The sequence below is a fragment of the Kitasatospora cheerisanensis KCTC 2395 genome, from assembly GCF_000696185.1.
In the GTDB taxonomy this organism is placed as follows: Bacteria; Actinomycetota; Actinomycetes; order Streptomycetales; family Streptomycetaceae; genus Kitasatospora; species Kitasatospora cheerisanensis.
The window spans coordinates 1598923-1618057 of sequence record NZ_KK853997.1; the positions used below are offsets into that span (position 1 = coordinate 1598923).

A 19135-nucleotide genomic window follows, 5' to 3' on the forward strand; every position below is an offset into this window, starting at 1 on the left:
CTGTAATTTCTAGCAGTTGCTATTACTGGCAGCCTAGAAGGCTGGACTGGCGGCTGTCCAGGCGGGAGGCTGTGATTCGCCCGCAGAGCGATACCTGCAAACGTTCCCCTACGCACGACCCTGCAACCCCTCAAGGAGAGGCATGAAGGCTTGGACTCGCGCCGCTGTCGCGGTCGTTGCGGTTGCCGCAGCGCTCACCGCCACGCAGGGCGTCATCGCCACATCGGCCTCCGCCGACTCGACGTGGGACTCACCGGCGCCCGCCACCTCGACGACGCCGGCACCGGCTCCGTCCGATGCAGCCGCTCTCCGCGTGAACGACTCGACCTGGGACTGACCAGAGGCTAGGCCCGGCCGCTTTCGCGGCCGGGCCCCTGGACGCCCGCCGGGCAGCGCCCGACCCAAACGGGCGCTGCGCGGACGGGAGCATGGATCGGATGGATGCACCTCGCTCGGGAGGCGTGTCGGCATCCTACTGATCCTCCGAGTCGCCCCGTATCCCCCAAGCAGGGGGTACGGGGCGACTCAGCCGCTTCTCCCCGGGGAGCGCACGGGGAGTTGGGGAGCGCATGGGGAGTCTGAGTATGAGGACGTCCGAGGAATCGTAGGGAAACCTGAGGAATCCTCTTGCCCAGGTCACAGCGCCTACCAGGTCATCACTGCACGTCACTATGCATTGGCGTCATGTACGAGGAGTACAAGGAGCCGCTGTACGCGGCGCCGCCGCTGCTGTCGCGGATGGTGGACGCGGGCCTGCTGGGCCGCAAGTCCGGCCGCGGCTTCTACGACTACACCGCGTAGAACTGACGCCTCGTCAACCCCGTTCGGCCGCCCCCGGTTCCGCACCGGCGGCGGCCGTCGGCGTCTCGGGCGCGTCCCGCCGCCGGGCCCGTCACGGAGTGGCGTAGCGGGCGATGTCGACGACCCGGCAGCTGACCGGGCCCTGCGGGTCGGCGGTGCCCTGGGCCTGTTCGACGGCGTCCTGGGCAGGGGCGAGGGTGCTGGCGGCGGCGACGCCTTCGGTGATCTGGCGGCCGGCGCCGTCGAGGAAGGCGATCTGCACCACGTAGTTGCTGGTGGTGGCGGAGTGGTTGGTGATCCGGACGGTGGCGGCGGGCCAGTGCAGTTCGTCGTCGACGGCGCAGGCGGTCAGTTCGACGTCGCCGGCCGCCCGGTCCGCCCCGAAGCCCAGGGCGGTGCCGCTGCCGGGGGCCGGTGCGCAGCCGCCGACGGCGAGGGCGACTGCCAGGCAGGCGGCGGTGACGAACGCTCGGGTGCGCATGGCTCCCCCTCCGGGCGGGCGCGGTCGGGGCCGACGCTACCGACCGCCGCGGGCCGGGCGGGCCAGTTGTGTCCAAGTTGTAATAACTGCACGGAGCAAGTGTGTTGACGAACCGTCGACAACAGAGCGCCGGCGGCACGCTCGCGCCCGGCCCCGCGCGGGTGCGGGGCCGGGCACGACGGGCGGGCCGGTCAGCTGTTGATCTGGTACGGGTCGCCGTAGACCTTCCACTTCAGCGGCGGGTTCAGGTCGAAGTTCTTGGCGTTGAGGAACACCCGCTGCTCGGTGTCGACCCGGCTGGTGTCCGCGTGCGCCTCCTCCTGCTTCATGACGACCTTGCGGGCGTCCAGGAAGGCGTTCAGGTAGGTCGCCTCGTCGCCGCCCTGGGCGGGCGTCTTGGCCTTCTTCATGGCGGCGGCGCGGATCCCGCCGAAGGAGTCGCTGCTGTTGCCGGGGCCGTGCATGACGATGGCGTCGTAGTAGATGAACTGGCCGAGCGCGCGCAGCCCGTCCGACTTGCCCTGGTTGACCGAGGGGTTGAAGTAGACCCGGTCGCGCTCGTCGTTCTGCGCGGTCTGGAAGACGGTGTCCTTGGCGGCGGTCTTCCAGTCGTTGACGAAGGCGCTGCCGAGGCCGGAGTGCGAGTCGCTGCCGTTGACCTTCTTCAGCGCGGGCAGGTACTTCGCCAGCACGTTGCCGGACTTGAGGTCGGTGTAGTGCTGCACCAGTTCCAGCATGTCGCCGGTGCCGGAACAGAAGCCGATGATGCCGGCGGTGTAGCCGCGGCCGTCGCCGATGTCCTCGATGTACTTGTACTGGGCCTTCCAGTCGAGCGAGGAGTTCTCGGCGGAGGAGACCAGCTGCATGGCGATCTCCTTCTTGTGCGCGTCGTCCAGGCCGACGGTCGCCGCGGCGGCGGTGCCCGTTCCGGCGGTGGCGAGGGTGAGCGGGAGGGCGGCGAACAGGACCGCGAGGGCGGCGCGGGTGGTGCGGTGCTTGGTCTGCATCTGACGCTCCGTCGGCCGGCTGCGGGCACGGGGGTGCCCGCAGGAGAGGGTTAGGAAAGTTTCCTAACAGGGATTGAAGCGTCGGGGGCGCGGGTCCGCAAGACGTCCGACCGGAACTGACAGGTACTCGCCACCGGGCGCGGCGGAAAACCGCTGGCCGCGCCGCCGACGGACCGTCATCCTGGGGGCGATGATGATCCGCGAAGCCACCGCCGAGGACTGGGCCGCCATCTGGCCGTTCTTCCACCGCATCGTCCGCGCCGGCGAGACGTTCACCTACCCCGTCGACCTCACCGCCGACACCGCCCGCGACTGGTGGCTGCTCCGCGCCCCCAACCGCACCGTCGTCGCCGTCGACGACGACGGCACGGTCGTCGGCACCGCCAAGATGAACAACAACCAGTGGGGCAACGGCGCGCACGTCGCCAGCGCCAGCTTCATGGTCGACCCCGACCGGGCCGGCCGCGGCATCGGCCGCGCCCTGTGCGAGCACACCCTCGACTGGGCCCGCCGACAGGGCTTCCGCGCCATGCAGTTCAACGCCGTGGTCGCCACCAACACCCCCGCCGTGCACCTGTACGAGTCACTCGGCTTCCGCGTCCTCGGCACCGTCCCCGAGGGCTTCCGCCACCCCGTGCACGGCCTGGTCGGGCTGCACGTCATGCACCGCCCGCTCTGACCGCCCCGGCCTCCCGCCGCACCGCCCGGCGGGAGGCCGCCGTCACCGCCGTCGGCAGCGCGATCACCCACCGCGTGCGCCGGCGCACCCGCGAGCGCCGCACCCGCGCCCCGCCGGCCGAGCCGCCCCGCCGACTCCACCCCCTGCACCTGGCCGCGCTCCGCGTCCGGCGTCGGCGCCGGCAACTGCTCCTGCAACGGCAGCGTCGCCGCGAACCCGGTCCCGGCAACGCCCACCGCCGGCAACGCCCACCGCCGGCGGCGGGTTCAGCGCCAGCAGCAGGAACGGCCCCGCCAGCGGCAGCCGCAGCCCGAACGCCCAGCGCGCCCGCCTGCGCCTCCAGCAGCCGGCCCACCGTCAGGTCGCCCAGCAGCATCCCCGCCGCACCCACCACCAGCAGCAGCCCGAACCGGGCCGGCAGCGGCAGCCCCGGCACGGCCTGCGCCGCCGTCGCCGTCGCCGCCAGCGAGAGGCCGTGCAGCGCCACCAGCGTCCGCCGCGGCCAGCCGCCGTCCGCGACATCAGCGTCGTCGCGCCCAGCACCGCCGCGAACGACGCCCCGTGCATGCTGAGCGCCGTCAGCAGCGGCGAGCCGGTCCGCCCCTGCACCAGCGCACCCAGCGCGAAACCGGCCGTCGTCCCCGCCGCCGCCGTCAGCGAGAAGCTCGCGTACAGGCCCGCGAACTCGCGCCGCCGCAGCGGCTCCCGATGGCCCAGCGCGGGCGCGGCCCGGCCGCGCCCCGTACCCGACACCGTGTCAGAGGTCGGGAAAGAGCCTCCGACGCTGCCGCGGGCGCGTTCGAAGGCCGACCCGGGGACCGTGGCAGCACGCCGCCCCCGGCACGTCAACCGTGTTGCCCCGCACACCTTTTCGGGACCGGGCCCGGCGCCCGCCGCCGGTCTGGCACAGTGTCCCCCATGCGATCCGTCATCACGCGAACCGCCCTGGGCTGCCTCGCCCTCGGCCTCGCCCTCTCCCTCACCTCGTGCGACTTCCCGGGCAGCGGCTCCAAGGACGCCAAGAAGCCCGCCGCCACCGCGGCCCCCTCGGACGACAACTGGGACCAGGCCGTCGGCGCCGAGATCGACATGATCTCCGGCCTGAAGGAGATCGACCCGGACCTGATCGACGACCAGCAGAAGGCCATCGACGCCGCCGCCGAGGTCTGCAAGGAGATCAAGAAGTCCAAGGGCGACGGCGCGGGCCTCGGCCAGGTCGCCGCCGCCAAGTTCGCCGAGGTGAAGGCCGGCCTCACCGCCGAGGACGGCGACAAGATCGTCACCCTGCTGAAGGACACCACCTGCAAGTAGCCGGCAACGCCCCGGCAACGACGGAGCCCCGCCGGCCCGGAACCCGAAGGTCCCGGCCCGGCGAGGCTCCTGTCGTACCGTCAGGCCCCGCGCAGCACCGCGCCGGTGCGCTCGGCGGCCACCGCGACCGCCGACTCGCGGGCCGCCGACGCCTCGTCCGCGGTCAGCGTCCGGTCGGTGGCCCGGAAGCGCAGCGTGTACGCCAGCGACTTCTTGCCCGCGCCCGCCTGCTCGCCGGTGAACACGTCGAACAGCCGCAGCGACTCCAGCAGTTCGCCCGCACCCTCGCGTAGCGCCGACTCCACGTCCGCCGCGTGCACGCCCGCGTCCACGATCAGCGCCACGTCCTGCGTCGCCACCGGGTACGCCGACACCGGCGGCCCGGACACCCGGCGGCCGTCCTCGAACACCAGGTCCAGGTCGAGCTCCATCGCGGAGGTCCGCTCCGGCAGGTGCATCGCCTTGATCACCCGCGGGTGCAGCTCGCCCGCGTGGCCCACGACCTCGTCGCCGACCAGCAGCTCCGCGCACCGGCCCGGGTGCCACGGCGCGTACTGCGCCTGGCGGACCGTCAGCTCCACGCCCGCGGCCGCGGCGACCGTGCGGGCCGCCTCGATCGCGTCCGCCCAGCCGGACGGCGCGCCCTTGCCCCACCAGCCCGACGGCAGCCGCTCACCGGTCAGCGCGACGGCGACCCGGCGCGGCTGGTCCGGCAGCGCCGCGTTCAGCTCGGCCAGCTGTTCCTCGGTGGGCCGGCGGTCCACCGGCAGCCGCGGCGCGACCTTCCGCTCCGCCTTCGGCAGGAACACCGTGCCCGTCTCGAACAGCGCCAGGTCGGTGTTGCCGCGGCCCACGTTGCGGCGCAGCGCGCCCAGCAGACCCGGCAGCAGCGTGGTGCGCAGCGCCGGCTCGGCGTCGTTCAGCGGGTTGACCAGCTTCACGACCCGGCGGCGCGCGTCGTCCGCGTCCAGGCCGAGGCCGTCGAACGCGGCCTCGCCGACGAACGGGTACGCGTTGATCTCCACGTAGCCGGCCCCGGCCAGCGCCACGCCCACCCGGCGGTGGAAGCGCTGCGCCTCGGACAGGCCGCGGCCGGGCGGCGTGGTGGGCATCCGGGCGGGGACGTTGTCGTAGCCCTCCAGCCGGACGACCTCCTCGACCAGGTCGTACGGGTCGGTCAGGTCGGGCCGCCAGGACGGCGGGGTGACCTCCAGGACGTCCGCGCCGACGACCGTGCAGCCGACCTCCTGCAGGCGGCGGGTGACGGTCTCGCGGCCGTACTCGGCGCCGGCCACCCGGTCGGGCAGGCCCGCGTCGATGGAGATGGTGCGCACCGGGTGCGGGGCGGCGATGTCCGTCACCCCGGCCTCGGCGGTGCCGCCGGCGATCAGCACCAGCAGGTCCACGGCGCGCTGCGCGGCGGCCCGGGCGGCCTCCGGGTCGACGCCGCGCTCGAAGCGCTTCGACGCCTCGGAGGGCAGCTTGTGGCGCTTCGCGGCGCGGGCGATCGCGACCGGCTCGAAGTGCGCGGCCTCGACGATGATCTCGGTGGTGCCGGTGACGACGCCGGTCTCCGGGTCGGTGACCGGGTCGAGGATCTCGGTGGTCGCCCCGCCCATCACGCCGGCCAGGCCGATCGGACCGCTGTTGTCGCAGATCAGCAGGTCCTCGGCGGACAGCTTCCGCTTGACGCCGTCCAGCGTGGTCAGCGTCTCGCCCTCGGCGGCGCGGCGGACCTGGATCGGCCCGTCCACCCGCTCGCGGTCGTACGCGTGCAGCGGCTGGCCGACCTCCAGCATCACGTAGTTGGTGATGTCGACGGCCAGCGAGATCGGGCGGATCCCGGACTTCTGCAGGCGGCGCTGCAGCCAGATCGGCGACTGCGCGGCCGGGTTCACCCCGGTCACGGTGCGCGCCACGAAGCGGTCGCAGCCCACCGGGTCGGCGACCTTCACCAGGTAGCCGTACGAGTTCGCCGGCGGCACGTCCAGCAGCGCCGGGTCGGCCAGCGGCAGGCCGTACGCGGCGGCGGCCTCGCGGGCCACGCCGCGCATCGACAGGCAGTAGCCGCGGTCCGGGGTGACGGCGATGTCGAGGACCTCGTCGACCAGCTGCAGCAGCTCGATCGCGTCGGTGCCGGGCTCGTACTCCGGCGGCAGCACGATGATGCCGTTGTGGTCGTCGCCCATGCCCAGCTCGCGGGCCGAGCAGATCATGCCGGCCGAGGTGTGGCCGTAGGTCTGCCGGGCGGAGATCGGGAACGGGCCGGGCAGCACGCCGCCGGGCAGGATCACCACGACCTTGTCGCCGACCTGGAAGTTGGTCGCGCCGCAGACGATCTCCTGCGGCTCACCGGTGCCGTTGGCGCTGCCGACGTTGACGAAGCAGTGCCGGATCGGCTTCTTGAAGCCCGACAGCTCGTCGATCGACAGCACCTCGCCGACCACCAGCGGGCCCTTGATGTCGGTGCCGAGCTGCTCGACCGTCTCGACCTCGAGACCCGCGCGGACCAGCCGGGCCGCGACGTCGCGTCCGGTCTCGCCCGCCGGCAGGTCGACGTACTCGCGCAGCCAGGAAAGCGGGACGCGCATCAGATCTCCATCCCGAACGGGAGGGTGAAGCGGACGTCACCCTCGACCATGTCGCGCATGTCGGCGACGTTGTGACGGTTCATCAGGATCCGCTCCAGGCCCAGGCCGAACGCGAACCCGCTGTAGCGGTTCGGGTCGATGCCCGCGGCGACCAGCACCCGCGGGTTGACGACACCGCAGCCGCCCAGCTCGATCCAGCCCTCCGAGGAGCAGGTCCGGCACGGCCGGTCCGGGTTGCCCACCGAGGCGCCGCGGCACACGAAGCACTGCAGGTCGATCTCGGCGCTCGGCTCGGTGAACGGGAAGTACGAGGGCCGCCAGCGCAGCTCCAGGCCGCCGCCGATCAGCTTCTCCACCAGCACCTCGATGGTGCCCTTCAGGTGGCCGAAGGTGATGCCCTCGTCCACCGCGATCGCCTCGACCTGGCGGAACACCGGGGTGTGCGTGGCGTCCAGCTCGTCGGTCCGGTACACCCGGCCCGGGGACACCGCGTACAGCGGCGGCTCGCCGGCCAGCATCGCCCGGATCTGCACCGGCGAGGTCTGGGTGCGCAGCACCATGCCGGAGTCGGCCGAGCCGTCCGGGGCCTCGACGAAGAAGGTGTCCTGCATCGAACGGGCCGGGTGGTCGGCGTGCAGGTTGAGGGCGTCGAAGTTCAGCCACTCCGCCTCGACCTCGGGGCCGGACGCCACCTGGTAGCCCATCGCGACGAAGGTGTCCTCGATGCGCTCGGCGAGCGTGGTCAGCGGGTGCCGGGCGCCGCGCGGGACACGGCCGAAGGGCAGCGTGACGTCCACCGCCTCCTCGACCAGCACCCGGGCGTCGCGCTCCGCCTCCAGCTCGGCCTGCCGCTTCGCGAGGGCCTGGTTCACGGCTCCGCGGGCCTGGCCGATCAGCTTGCCCGCGGCGGCCTTGGCCTGCGGCGGGAGCGCACCGATCTCACGGTTGGCGAGCGACAGCGGCGAGCGGTCGCCGGTGTGCGCGACCTTCGCCTGCTTGAGCTCGTCGAGGTCGGCGGCGGCGGCGAAGGCGGCGATCGCCTCGTCCCGGGCCTGTTCCACCACCTCGGGCTTGAGGGCCTCGACCTCGACCGGGTCGTACGACTTGTTGGGTGCCGACATCTCTATGCTTCCCGTGCTCCTGCTCGTGATCAGGTCTGCTGCCTCGCCGGGCGTCCGCGAGAACGCCAAGGGTCGAGTGTAGTCGCAGGCCGCACCCGGCCACGTGGGGCGACCACCGGGCGAGAGACGATCAGAGCATGAAGTCCGGGACGCCGGCGGGCAGCACGAACCGGAACCTGGCGCCGCCGCCCTCCGCCCGGCTGATCCGGATCACCCCGCCGTGCGCCTCCACGATGCCCTTCACGATGTACAGGCCCAGCCCCGTCCCGCCGCGCTTGGAGCCCCGCCAGAACCGGGTGAACACCCGCGGCATCGCCTCCTCCGCGATGCCCGCGCCCTGGTCGCTGACGGTGACGGCGGTGCCCTCGATCGTCCGGGGCGGCGACCCGGCCGCCTCCACCACGTCCTTCGCCGCCCCCACCTCGATCGTCACGGTGCCCTCGCCGTGCCGGACCGCGTTCTCCAGCAGGTTCGCCAGCACCTGGTCGATCTTGTCCGGGTCGCCCCACTGCTCGGCCGGCGGCGCCGCCACCCGGATGTCGAACCGCTCCTCGGGGATGCCCGCCGCGACCTTCCCCTGCACGTGCCGGCGCACCGCCGCCGCCAGGTCCAGCCGCTGGCGACGGATCTCCAGCCGGCCCGCGTCGATCCGCGAGATGTCCAGCAGCTCGGCGATCAGCCGGGTCACCCGGTCCGCGTCCGCGTCGACGGTCTCCAGCATCACCCGCTTCTGGCCGTCGTTGAAGCGCTCCCACTTCGCCAGCAGCGTCGCCGTGAACCCCTTCACGCTGGTCAGCGGCGAGCGCAGCTCGTGCGCGACGGTCGCGATCAGCTCGGCGTGGCTGCGCTCGGTGCGCCGCCGCGCCTCGGTGCCGCGCAGCGACACCACCACCCGCCGCACCGGCCCGCCCGGCCGCTCCCGCACGTAGCGGGCGCACACCAGCACCTCCCGGCCGCCGGGCAGCAGCAGGTTCCGCTCCGGCTGCCCGCTGCGCACCGCCAGTCCCCCGTACGGGTCGGTCAGCTGCCACCAGCGCCGGCCGTCGAGGTCCTCCAGCGGCAGTGCGCGTTCCAGCGCCACGCCGATCGCGAAGTGCGCGGAGCGGCCGGTGATCCGCTCGGCGGCCCGGTTGAAGACCACCACCCGGCCCTGCTCGTCCGCGACCACCAGCCCGTCCGGCAGGTCGTCCGGTTCCAGGGTCGCCAAGCCGTCGTCGCCGCCCATGGGTGTCCTCCCCCGCCCCGCACCGGCTTTGAGGACCGACCCTAGCGCGCTCAGGCCGTGCCGCGACACCCGCCGGGGGAGCGCTGGGCGCGCGCGGAGGCGTACAGGCACACGGCGGCGGCGGTCGCGAGGTTCAAGCTCTCCGCGTGCCCGTGGATGGGGACGCGCACCACCTCGTCCGCCAGCGCCCGGGTCTCCTCCGGCAGGCCCCACGCCTCGTTGCCGAACACCCACGCGCACGGGCCCTCCAGCGAGCCCTCGTCCAGTTCCTGGTCCAGGTCGCGCTGCCCGGCGCCGTCCGCGGCCAGCACCCGCACCCCGGCCTCGCGCAGCCGCGCCACCGCCTCCTGCACCGGCACCCCGGTCGCCACCGGCAGGTGGAACAGGCTGCCCACCGACGCCCGCACCGCCTTCGGGTTGTACGGGTCCACCGAGGCGTCGGTCAGCACCACCGCGTCCGCGCCGGCCGCGTCCGCGGTCCGCAGCACGGTGCCCGCGTTCCCGGGGTCGCGCACGTGCGCGAGCACCGCGACCAGCTTCGGCCGGGCCGCCAGCACCTGCTCGAACGGGGTGTCGATGAACCGGCACAGCGCGACGATGCCCTGCGGGGTGACGGTGTCGCAGATCTCCGCGATGACCTCCTCGGTGGCGGTCAGCACCGGCAGGCCCTCGTTGCGCGCGGTGGCGACGATCTCGGCGTGCCGCTCGGCGGCCTCCCGGGTCAGGTAGACCTCCACCACGGTGTGCTCCCCGTCGGGCAGCCGCCCGAACGCCACCGCCTCCCGCACGGCCTGCGGGCCCTCGGCCAGGAAACGCCGCTCCTTGCTCCGCTGGTTGCGCTTGGCCAGACGGCGGGCGGCGACGACGCGCGGGGAGCGCAGGGAGGTCAGCAGGGGGGTCTCGGTGCTCATGCTCACGTTCTTCGTCACGGAGGGGCGGGCGGACAAGTCGCGCTCACGCACGGACCCGCAGGCCGGTCGGCCTGCGGGTCCGGGAAAAGCAAGTCAGGGCACGGCCTGGATCAGGCGGCGACCTTGGGGGCGTTGACGTCCTCCGGCAGCGCCTTCTGGGCGACCTCGACCAGCGCGTGGAACGCGACGGTGTCGTTGACCGCGAGCTCGGCGAGCATCTTGCGGTCGATCTCGACGCCGGCGGCCTTCAGGCCCTGCACGAAGCGGTTGTAGGTCATGCCGTTGGCGCGGGCAGCGGCGTTGATGCGCTGGATCCACAGCTGACGGAAGTCGCCCTTGCGCTTCTTGCGGTCGTTGAAGTTGTAAACGAGCGAGTGGGTGACCTGCTCCTTGGCCTTGCGGTACAGGCGCGAGCGCTGGCCGCGGTAGCCGGAGGCGCGCTCCAGGATGACCCGGCGCTTCTTGTGGGCGTTCACTGCCCGCTTGACGCGTGCCACTTCATAACTCCTTGGTTCCGGACCCCCGGTTCGTGCCGCCGGTCCGTTATTCGATTCGGTCGGTAAGGATCAGCTGTGCCCGCAGCGGCGCCGCGGGCGGGCGATCACTTGCCGAGAAGCTTCTTGATCTTCTTGGCGTCGCCGGGGGCCATCTCGGCGTTGCCGGCCAGCTTGCGGGTCAGCGTCGAGGGCTTGTGCTCAAGCAGGTGGCGACGGCCGGCACGCTCGCGCAGCACCTTCCCGGAGCCAGTGATCTTGAAGCGCTTGCTGGCGCCGCTGTGCGTCTTCTGCTTCGGCATGTCGCCGTATCTCCTCGTCGGTCCGTTCGCGGCCCGCACCCGGGGGTGCGGGCCGGAACTGGATGGATCTCGTCGCCGGGGCGGATGCCCCGGTTCCGGTGCCGATCCCGTCCGGATTCCGAGCCCGAAGGCTCAGGCGTCCTGGGCGGTCTCGGCGGGCTGCTCGACCTCGGCGGTCTCGGCGGGCTGCTCGGCGGCCTCGGTCTCCTCGACCGTCTCCACCTCGTCGTCCGCCTGCTCCGCGGCCGGGCCGCGACCGAGTCGCTCCGCCTTGCGGGCGTCGGCGATCGCGCGGGCCTCGGCCATCGCCTCGGTCTTCTTCTTGTGCGGGCCGAGAACCATGATCATGTTTCGGCCGTCCTGCTTGGCCGCGGACTCCACGAAGCCGAGCTCCTGGACGTCCTCCGCGAGCCGCTGCAGCAGTCGGAAGCCCAGCTCGGGGCGGGACTGCTCACGACCGCGGAACATGATCGTGATCTTGACCTTGTCGCCCTGCTTGAGGAACCGGACGACGTGACCCTTCTTGGTGTCATAGTCGTGCGGGTCGATCTTCGGCCGGAGCTTCATCTCCTTGATGACCGTGTGCGCCTGGTTCTTGCGCGCCTCACGGGCCTTCATCGCCGACTCGTACTTGAACTTGCCGTAGTCCATGAGCTTGCACACCGGCGGGCGCGCCGTGGCGGCGACCTCGACCAGGTCCAGGTCGTACTCCTGGGCAAGCTCCAGCGCCTTCGCGAGCGGGACGATGCCGACCTGCTCGCCGCTGGGACCGACGAGTCGCACCTCGGGGACGCGAATCCGGTCGTTGATGCGGGGCTCGGTGCTGATGGGGCCTCCTCGGTTGCACCTTCTTCGATGCGGCCGTCGGACGGCGGTCGCACGTAGTGGTTTCGACCACTGGGCGGGGCTTCATTCATGCTCCGCTGCCACTGCCGTCTGGCAGGAGCACCGAACGCACGAAAAAAGCCCCGCACGGTACAGGCGGGGCTCCACACGTTCCGGGATGCCCTGACGGACACCACTGGCGGCGGGCAATCCTTCCGGCGCTCGCCACGGACCGGACCCGTCGGCCCTTCGGCCGCGCGGGTGGGAGACTGTCGCGGTTGCCCTCTCGGGCCTCCTGAAGTGGAGCCTCCACTTGCTGGCCGGGCATCCTCGAACGGATTCCTGGCCGGTCAGTCTCGAAGCATACCAGCGTTCCGGGGCCGACCGGTATTCCGACCCGCCTCCGCCCGCCTTGTACCCTCCCTTTGTACTGCGCTTTCGCACCAGCATCCCGGAGTGACACCGTGACCAGCCAGCCCGACCACGACCACACCCCCGAGTCCGGCGAGGGCGTCGGCTTCGACGACCTGACCCGCGACATCGCCGAGGTCCCCGCCGTCGAGGTGATCACCACCGTCGCGGTCCACCTGATGAGCGCCGCCGCCGTCAAGTGCGGCCTGGCCGAGGGCGGCGAAGCCGACAAGGACCTCGACGAGGCCCGCAAGCTGATCACCGCCCTCGCCGGCCTGGTCACCGCCGGAGCCCCCGAGATCTCCAACTTCCACGCCGCCCCCCTCCGCGACGGCCTCCGCTCCCTCCAGCTCGCCTTCCGCGAAGCCTCCCTCGTCCCCGACGCCCCCGGCTCCGGCCCCGGCGAGAAGTTCACGGGCCCCGTCTACTCCTGACCCCGCCCGCCCCTCCCCCGCCCCGCCAGAGGCGCGGGAAGCTGCACGAGTGACACGCCCCGCCAGGGGCGCGGGGAACCGCGCGAAGCGGAAGACCCCCGACGCAGAAAGGCCGCCCGCCGAGGGATTCCCCTCCACGGGCGGCCTTTCTGCTTCCAGCCGCTCTTCACGCCCCGCCGAGCCGCCCGCCCGGGGATCTCCCCCGAGCGGGCGGCTCGCGCTACGCGACCTGCGCGGACTACGCGTCGTACTCGTCCAGCGGCGGGCACGAGCAGACCAGGTTGCGGTCGCCGTACGCGCCGTCGATGCGTCGCACCGCCGGCCAGTACTTGTCCGCCGGGTTGACGCCCGCCGGGAAGACGGCCTCTTCACGGGTGTAGGGGTGCGCCCATTCGCCGGTCAGCATGGCCGCGGTGTGCGGGGCGTTGCGCAGCGGGTTGTCCTCCGCCGCCCACTCGCCCGTGCCGACCTTCTCGATCTCGCCGCGGATGGCGATCATCGCCTCGCAGAAGCGGTCGATCTCGTGCAGGTCCTCGGACTCGGTCGGCTCGATCATCAGCGTGCCGGCGACCGGGAAGGACATGGTCGGCGCGTGGAAGCCGTAGTCGATGAGCCGCTTGGCGATGTCGTCGACGCTGACGCCCGTCTCCTTGCTGAGCGGGCGCAGGTCGATGATGCACTCGTGCGCGACCAGCCCGCCGGGGCCGGTGTAGAGCACCGGGAAGTGCGGGGCGAGCCGCTTGGCGATGTAGTTGGCGTTCAGGACGGCCACCTGGGTGGCGCGCTTGAGGCCCTCGCCGCCCATCAGGCGCACGTACGACCAGGAGATCGGCAGGATCGCCGCGGAGCCCCACGGCGCGGCCGAGATCGGGCCGACGCCGGTCGCGGGGCCGGCCTCGGCCTGCATCGGGTGGTTCGGCAGGTACGGCGCGAGGTGCGCGCGGACGGCGACCGGGCCGACGCCGGGGCCGCCGCCGCCGTGCGGGATGCAGAAGGTCTTGTGCAGGTTGAGGTGCGAGACGTCCGCGCCGAACTTGCCGGGCTTGGCGAGGCCGACCAGCGCGTTCAGGTTGGCGCCGTCGACGTACACCTGGCCGCCGGCCTCGTGGACGAGCGCGCAGATGTCGGTGATCTGGGTCTCGAACACGCCGTGGGTGGACGGGTAGGTGACCATCAGCACGGCGAGCTGCTCGCGGTGCTGCTCGATCTTGGCCTTCAGGTCCTCGACGTCCACGTCGCCGTCGGCGAGGGTCTTCACCACGACGACCCGCATGCCGGCCATCGCGGCGGAGGCCGCGTTGGTGCCGTGCGCGGAGGACGGGATGAGGCAGACGTCGCGCTGGGTGTCGCCGTTCGCACGGTGGTAGGCGCGGACGGCCAGCAGGCCGGCCAGCTCGCCCTGCGAGCCGGCGTTCGGCTGGATGGAGACGGCGTCGTAGCCGGTGACCTCGACGAGCTGCTGCTCCAGCCCGCGGATGAGGGTCAGGAACCCGGCGGCCTGGTCGACCGGCGCGAACGGGTGCAGCTGGCCGAACTCGGGCCAGGTGATGGGCTCCATCTCGGTGGTCGCGTTGAGCTTCATGGTGCAGGAGCCCAGCGGGATCATGCCGCGGTCGAGCGCGTAGTCGCGGTCCGACAGGCGGCGCAGGTAGCGCAGCATGGCGGTCTCGGAGCGGTGGCTGTGGAACACCGGGTGGGTGAGGTACTCGTCCTGGCGCAGCAGGCCGGCCGGCAGCGCGTCGGCGTCCTCGGCGATCTCGGCGGTGACGCCGAACGCGCCGAACACGGCGGCCAGGTGCTCGCGGGTGGTGGTCTCGTCGCAGGAGACGGACACCTGGTCCGCGTCCACCCGGTGGACGTTGACGCCGGCGGCCAGCGCGGCGGCGACGATCTCGTCGGCGCGGCCCGGGACCACGGCGGTCACGGTGTCGAAGAACGCGTCGTGGGCGAGCTCGACGCCGCCCGCGCGCAGGCCGGCGGCGAGCGCGGCGGCGTAGCGGTGGGTGCGGCGGGCGATGTCGGCGAGGCCGTCGGGGCCGTGGTAGACGGCGTACATGGAGGCCATCACGGCGAGCAGCACCTGCGCGGTGCAGATGTTGGAGGTGGCCTTCTCGCGGCGGATGTGCTGCTCGCGGGTCTGCAGGGCGAGCCGGTAGGCGCGGTTGCCGTCGGCGTCGACGGAGACGCCGACCAGGCGGCCGGGCAGGTTGCGGGCGTACTCGGCGCGCACGGCGAGGTAGCCGGCGTGCGGGCCGCCGAAGCCCATCGGGACGCCGAAGCGCTGCGAGGTGCCGCAGGCGATGTCGGCGCCGAGCTCGCCGGGCGAGCGCAGCAGGGTGAGGGCCAGCAGGTCGGCGGCGACGGCGACGACCGCGCCGAGGCCGTGGGCCTGCTCGATGACGGGCTTGATCTCGCGCACCGCGCCGGACGCGCCGGGGTACTGGAGCAGCACGCCGAACACGCCGCGCTCGGCGATCTCGGCGGGGATGCCGTTCGACAGGTCGGCGGTGACGACCTCGACGCCGGTCGGCTCGGCGCGGGTCTCGATCACGGCGAGGGTCTGCGGCAGGGTGTCGGCGTCGACCAGGAAGACGCCGCCCTTGACCTTGGTGACGCGCCGGGCGAGGGCCATCGCCTCGGCGGCCGCGGTGCCCTCGTCGAGCAGCGAGGAGCCGGAGGTGGCCAGGCCGGTCAGGTCGGAGACCATGGTCTGGAAGTTGAGCAGGGCCTCCAGGCGGCCCTGGGAGATCTCCGGCTGGTACGGGGTGTACGCGGTGTACCAGGCGGGGTTCTCGAGGACGTTGCGCAGGATGACCGGCGGGGTGAAGGTGCCGTAGTAGCCGAGGCCGATCATCGAGGTGAGGACCTGGTTGCGGCCGGCCAGCTCGCGCAGTTCGGCGAGGACCTGGGCCTCGCTGCGGCCGGCGGGCAGACCGAGTGCGGTGAGGCTGCGGATGGCGTCCGGCACGGCGGCGGCGGACAGTTCGTCCAGCGAGCCGTAGCCGACCTGGGCCAGCATCTTCTGCTGGGCGTCGCTGTCGGGACCGATGTGGCGGTGCTCGAAGGGGCTGGCCTGCTCAAGGTCGCTGAGCGTCGGCTGGGCGTTCATGGGGGTCGGGCCTCCTGGTCGCGGACCGGCGGTGGGACGCACGCCGGCCGGCCGCCGCAGGAGCGTCCGGGCGTACGAACCCGTCAGCCTCCCCCTCTGTCATCGGTACCTGAGAGCTTCGCGCGCCCGGGAGGTGGCCCGGTCGGCTTGCACCGTCGGCGAGGTCAGTGCCCGTCGGCTTCGGTGCCGACGGTCTGCCCTGCTTTCCAGAGTGACCTGATCCTGCTCGGTACGGATGCCTGAGAGATTCCGGGGAGGGGTTGCTCCTTCGGCGTCCCGCAACCCCCTGTTGGGCGGGGCCGGGACTCTCCCGAGCGGGCTCGGCGGTCGCCGCCCAGGGTACCAGCGCGGACCTGCGCAATCACCGGTACGGCCGTGTGATCCGCCCCGGACGGCCGCGCCCGGAGTGCCACCGTCCGTTACGTGCCTTTTGGTGTGAAGTGGCGGCCCGGCACGCTCCTCCGACCGCTCCTCCGACGGCCCTCAGGAGCAGCAGCACTGGAGGACAGCGTGCAGACCGACATCGATCCGCGCGACCTGATCGGGCACAAGGCGGTCGACCGCAACGGTGACAAGATCGGCACGGTCGACGAGGTCTACCTGGACGACGCCACCGGCGAGCCGGAGTGGGCCGCCGTCCGTACCGGGATCTTCGGCCGGGACGCCTTCGTCCCGCTGACGACCAGCGAGTTCGCGGGCGACGAGCTGCGCGTCCCGTACGACAAGTCACTGATCAAGGAGTCCCCGGACTTCGGGGTCGGCCAGCACCTGTCGCCGGCGCAGGAGCTCCAGCTGTACCGCTACTACGGGCTGGACAGCAGCGCCGACGACTCCGCGGAGAGCGTCCGGCCGGCGCCCGCACCGGCCCCGCCCGCCAGCACCACCGCCGCCGCCGGGAAGGGCGGGCCGGCCGCCGACCGCGACTTCGGCACCGTCGCCTCCTCCCCCGACCCGGTGCACCGCCCGGCCCCCACGCACACCGCCCCGGCCGCGCCTGCCGCATTCACGCCGTACACCGGCCCGAAGGAAAGCGCCCCCAGGGACACCGCCCCCAAGGAGAGCGAGTCCAAGGAGAGCGCGCCGAAGGAGGCTGCCGTCCCGAAGGACACCGCGCCGAAGGACACCACCCCGAAGGACTCTGCCCCGAAGGCGGAGCAGAAGCGGTCCGACGGGGCCGCCGCGCAGGCGGATCGGACGCCGCCGGTGGAGATCACCTGCCGCGAGGAACGCCTGGACGTCACCACCGAGTGGCACCCGGTCGGCACCGCCCGGTTGCGCAAGTACGTGACCACCGAGGCGGTGGAGCGCCGGGTGCCGGTGGTGCGCGAGCGGGTGCGGGTGGAGCGGATCCCGGTGTCGGACGCGGAGCGGGCGGCGCTGTCCGACCAGGAGATCGCCGAGGCGGTCGAGGAGGTCACGCTGCACGAGGAGCGCCCGGTGGTGCGCAAGTACCTGGCGCCGGTGGAGCGGGTGCGGCTGGTGGTGGAGCGGTACACCGAGGAGGAGGTGATCCGCGAGGAGCTGCGCCGCGAGCACGTCGAGGTGCACGACGCGGCGGACGGCGCGGACGGCCGGACGCAGCAGCGGCAGCCGTGGAACGCGCAGCCGCAGTCCCCGGCGGCCGCGCACGCCGACCAGCACCCGCAGCCGCACCGCCCGTCGACGCCGGCGACTCCGGAGGCGGCGGGGGCGGCGGGGGCGGCGAACGGCGACGGCTCGGGGCACGCCCGTCCGGAGCCGATGCGCTCGGTCTGAGGAGTCCCGAGGCGTCCGTCACACGCCTGACGGTGCGCCAACTCCCGGCCCCGGTCCGCTTCTGCGGGCCGGGGCTTCGACTTTGCCAAAGCTTCACCTTTAGATATTTGACATATTGAAGCATCTGCCGACATCGTTACTTCAGTTCCTGCACTATCGCCTGACTGAAGCACCCGGAGGATTCCCCGTGAGTGAGGCACCACAGCCCACCGCCACGGCCGCCCAGCCCACCAGCGCCAGGGTCCTGCCCGCGCTGATCCTCGCCATGCTGGCCTACAGCGTGGTGCAGACCGCGGTCGTCCCGATCCTGCCGGGGCTGGCCCGCGAGCTGAACGTCTCGGGCTCCGACATCACCTGGCTGATGACCGCCAACCTGCTGTCCGCGGCGGTCCTCACCCCGCTGCTCGGCCGCTTCGGCGACCTGCGCGGCCGCAAGCCGATGCTGCTGGTCTCGCTGGCCGGCCTGGTCATCGGCTCCGGCCTGGCCGTCGCCACCCACTCCTTCGGCTGGCTGGTCGTCGCCCGGGTCCTGCAGGGCGCGGGCGGTGGCGTGCTGCCGCTGGCCATCAGCATCGTCCGCGACGAACTGCCCAAGCAGAAGGTCACCGGCGGCGTCGCCGCCATCTCCGCCTCCATGGGCGTCGGCTCCGGCCTCGGCCTGGTCGCCACCGGCCTGCTGCTGGAGCACTGGAGCTACAAGTCGATCTTCTGGATGGGCCTGGTCTTCGCCCTGCTCGCGGTCGTCCTGGTGATCGTGCGGGTGCCCGCCGACCCGGTCGTCGACAAGGAGGGCGGCGCCGACCCGCTCGGCGCGCTCACCCTGGCCGGCTGGCTGTCCGCGCTGCTGATCGCCGTCAGCCGCGGCAACGAGTGGGGCTGGACCTCCACCCGCACGCTCGGCCTGTTCGCCGTCGCCGCGGTCGTCGCCCTGCTGTGGCTGCTGGTCGAGTCGAAGGTCTCGCACCCCCTGGTCGACCTGTCGATGATGGCCCGCCCGGCCGTCGCGTTCACCAACATCGCCGGCCTGCTGATCGGCTTCGGCATGTACGGCTCGTTCATGGTGATCAGCAACTTCGCGCAGACCCCGGAGAAGCTCGCCCACTACGGCTTCACCGCCACCGTGCTGCACGCCGGCATCATGCTGCTGCCCTCCGCGATCGGCTCCATGGTCGCCGCCCCGCTCGGCGCGCTGCTGATCGCCCGCCGCGGCCCGCGCCTGCCGCTGGTCCTCGGCGGCCTGCTCGGCGCGGTCGCGATGGCCTACCTGGCGGTGCGTCACGACGCCGAGTTCGACGTCTACTTCTCCTCCGCGGTCTTCGGCCTCGGCGTCGGCCTGGCCTACGCGGCCATGCCCGCCTACATCAACGGCGCCGTGCCCGCCGAGCAGTCCGGCATCGCCAACGGCATGAACGCCGTGCTGCGCACCGTCGGCGGCGCCGTCGGCACCGCCGTGATGGCCGCGATCCTCACCGGCGACACCCTCAAGCTGCCGATCCCCGTGCAGCTGCCCACGCTGGACGCCTACCAGCACGCCTTCTGGGTCGCCGGCGTGATGTGCCTGGTCGCCGCGGTCGTCCCGTTCGGCATCCGCCGCATCAAGGCCGCCGCCACCCCCTCCGAGCAGCCCGCGCCGGCGCTCGCCAAGACCGACGCCTGACGGCGTCCCTCGCGTACTGGA

General features: G+C 72.7%; 16 protein-coding genes, 1 pseudogene and 1 riboswitch. Of the genes and pseudogenes, 6 read left to right on the forward strand and 11 right to left on the reverse strand.

Annotated features, from left to right (window positions below):
- Nucleotides 1-684: 684 nt before the first annotated feature.
- Nucleotides 685-801 (forward strand): annotated as a pseudogene (locus tag KCH_RS39300) (3-hydroxyacyl-CoA dehydrogenase family protein); the annotation flags it as partial.
- Between the two features lie 91 nt (nt 802-892).
- Here the strand turns inward: KCH_RS39300 and KCH_RS37040 are convergent.
- Both KCH_RS37040 and KCH_RS07260 read right to left on the reverse strand, forming a co-directional pair.
- A complete protein-coding gene (locus KCH_RS37040; RefSeq protein WP_051652843.1) occupies nt 893-1282 on the reverse strand; it encodes a hypothetical protein in 390 nt (129 codons plus the stop codon).
- 191 nt (nt 1283-1473) lie between these two features.
- Nucleotides 1474-2289 (reverse strand): chitosanase, encoded by an 816-nt coding sequence (locus tag KCH_RS07260; RefSeq protein WP_035860395.1) that lies wholly within the window; start codon nt 2287-2289, stop codon nt 1474-1476.
- Nucleotides 2290-2479: 190 nt separating this feature from the next.
- On the opposite strand from KCH_RS07260, the gene KCH_RS07265 reads away from it, so the two are divergent.
- Nucleotides 2480-2968 carry a GNAT family N-acetyltransferase gene (locus KCH_RS07265; protein WP_035860398.1) on the forward strand — a complete coding sequence of 163 codons (489 nt, stop codon included), beginning with the start codon at nt 2480-2482 and terminating at the stop codon, nt 2966-2968.
- Nucleotides 2969-3325: 357 nt separating this feature from the next.
- Here KCH_RS07265 and KCH_RS44140 read toward each other — a convergent pair whose 3' ends face one another.
- On the reverse strand, nt 3326-3721 hold the full coding sequence (locus KCH_RS44140; RefSeq protein WP_244305217.1) for a hypothetical protein: 396 nt from the start codon (nt 3719-3721) through the stop codon (nt 3326-3328).
- A gap of 165 nt (nt 3722-3886) precedes the next feature.
- Here KCH_RS44140 and KCH_RS07270 point away from each other — a divergent pair, with 165 nt between their 5' ends.
- Nucleotides 3887-4279: a hypothetical protein gene (locus KCH_RS07270; protein WP_035860402.1), complete on the forward strand. Its 393-nt coding sequence runs from the start codon at nt 3887-3889 to the stop codon at nt 4277-4279.
- Nucleotides 4280-4359: 80 nt separating this feature from the next.
- On the opposite strand, the gene pheT is transcribed toward KCH_RS07270, so the two are convergent.
- The 7 genes from pheT to infC all read right to left on the reverse strand — a co-directional run bounded on the left by pheT (nt 4360) and on the right by infC (nt 11751).
- Complete coding sequence (pheT, locus tag KCH_RS07275) at nt 4360-6870, reverse strand: phenylalanine--tRNA ligase subunit beta (RefSeq protein ID WP_035860405.1); 2511 nt, start codon at nt 6868-6870, stop codon at nt 4360-4362.
- On the reverse strand, nt 6870-7991 hold the full coding sequence (gene pheS / locus KCH_RS07280; RefSeq protein WP_035860408.1) for a phenylalanine--tRNA ligase subunit alpha: 1122 nt from the start codon (nt 7989-7991) through the stop codon (nt 6870-6872). Before pheS ends, pheT begins: the two co-directional genes overlap by 1 nt.
- A 130-nt stretch (nt 7992-8121) precedes the next feature.
- On the reverse strand, nt 8122-9216 hold the full coding sequence (locus tag KCH_RS07285; protein ID WP_035860410.1) for a sensor histidine kinase: 1095 nt from the start codon (nt 9214-9216) through the stop codon (nt 8122-8124).
- 50 nt (nt 9217-9266) lie between these two features.
- Nucleotides 9267-10127 (reverse strand): TrmH family RNA methyltransferase, encoded by an 861-nt coding sequence (locus tag KCH_RS07290; protein ID WP_035860413.1) that lies wholly within the window; start codon nt 10125-10127, stop codon nt 9267-9269.
- 110 nt (nt 10128-10237) lie between these two features.
- Entirely contained in the window at nt 10238-10624 is a 387-nt protein-coding gene (rplT, locus tag KCH_RS07295) for a 50S ribosomal protein L20 (RefSeq protein ID WP_035860415.1), read from the reverse strand.
- 104 nt (nt 10625-10728) lie between these two features.
- The gene (gene rpmI / locus KCH_RS07300) at nt 10729-10923 is read right to left on the reverse strand and encodes a 50S ribosomal protein L35 (protein ID WP_030268653.1); all 195 of its coding nucleotides are present in this window, start codon (nt 10921-10923) and stop codon (nt 10729-10731) included.
- A 132-nt stretch (nt 10924-11055) separates the two neighbouring features.
- Nucleotides 11056-11751, reverse strand: a complete 696-nt coding sequence (gene infC, locus KCH_RS07305; protein ID WP_051652844.1) for a translation initiation factor IF-3 — start codon at nt 11749-11751, stop codon at nt 11056-11058.
- Nucleotides 11752-12212: 461 nt separating this feature from the next.
- Between infC and KCH_RS07310 the strand changes: the two genes are divergently transcribed.
- Complete coding sequence (locus tag KCH_RS07310) at nt 12213-12593, forward strand: DUF1844 domain-containing protein (protein WP_035860421.1); 381 nt, start codon at nt 12213-12215, stop codon at nt 12591-12593.
- 238 nt (nt 12594-12831) lie between these two features.
- On the opposite strand, the gene gcvP is transcribed toward KCH_RS07310, so the two are convergent.
- Nucleotides 12832-15702, reverse strand: coding sequence for an aminomethyl-transferring glycine dehydrogenase (gene gcvP / locus KCH_RS07315; RefSeq protein ID WP_035860423.1), 2871 nt, complete (start codon nt 15700-15702; stop codon nt 12832-12834).
- Between the two features lie 217 nt (nt 15703-15919).
- Nucleotides 15920-16025: riboswitch (glycine riboswitch) on the reverse strand.
- Nucleotides 16026-16212: 187 nt separating this feature from the next.
- On the opposite strand from gcvP, the gene KCH_RS42380 reads away from it, so the two are divergent.
- Entirely contained in the window at nt 16213-17457 is a 1245-nt protein-coding gene (locus KCH_RS42380; RefSeq protein WP_063750128.1) for a PRC and DUF2382 domain-containing protein, read from the forward strand.
- Between the two features lie 187 nt (nt 17458-17644).
- Nucleotides 17645-19114 (forward strand): MFS transporter, encoded by a 1470-nt coding sequence (locus KCH_RS07325; RefSeq protein WP_035860425.1) that lies wholly within the window; start codon nt 17645-17647, stop codon nt 19112-19114.
- Nucleotides 19115-19135 lie beyond the last annotated feature (21 nt).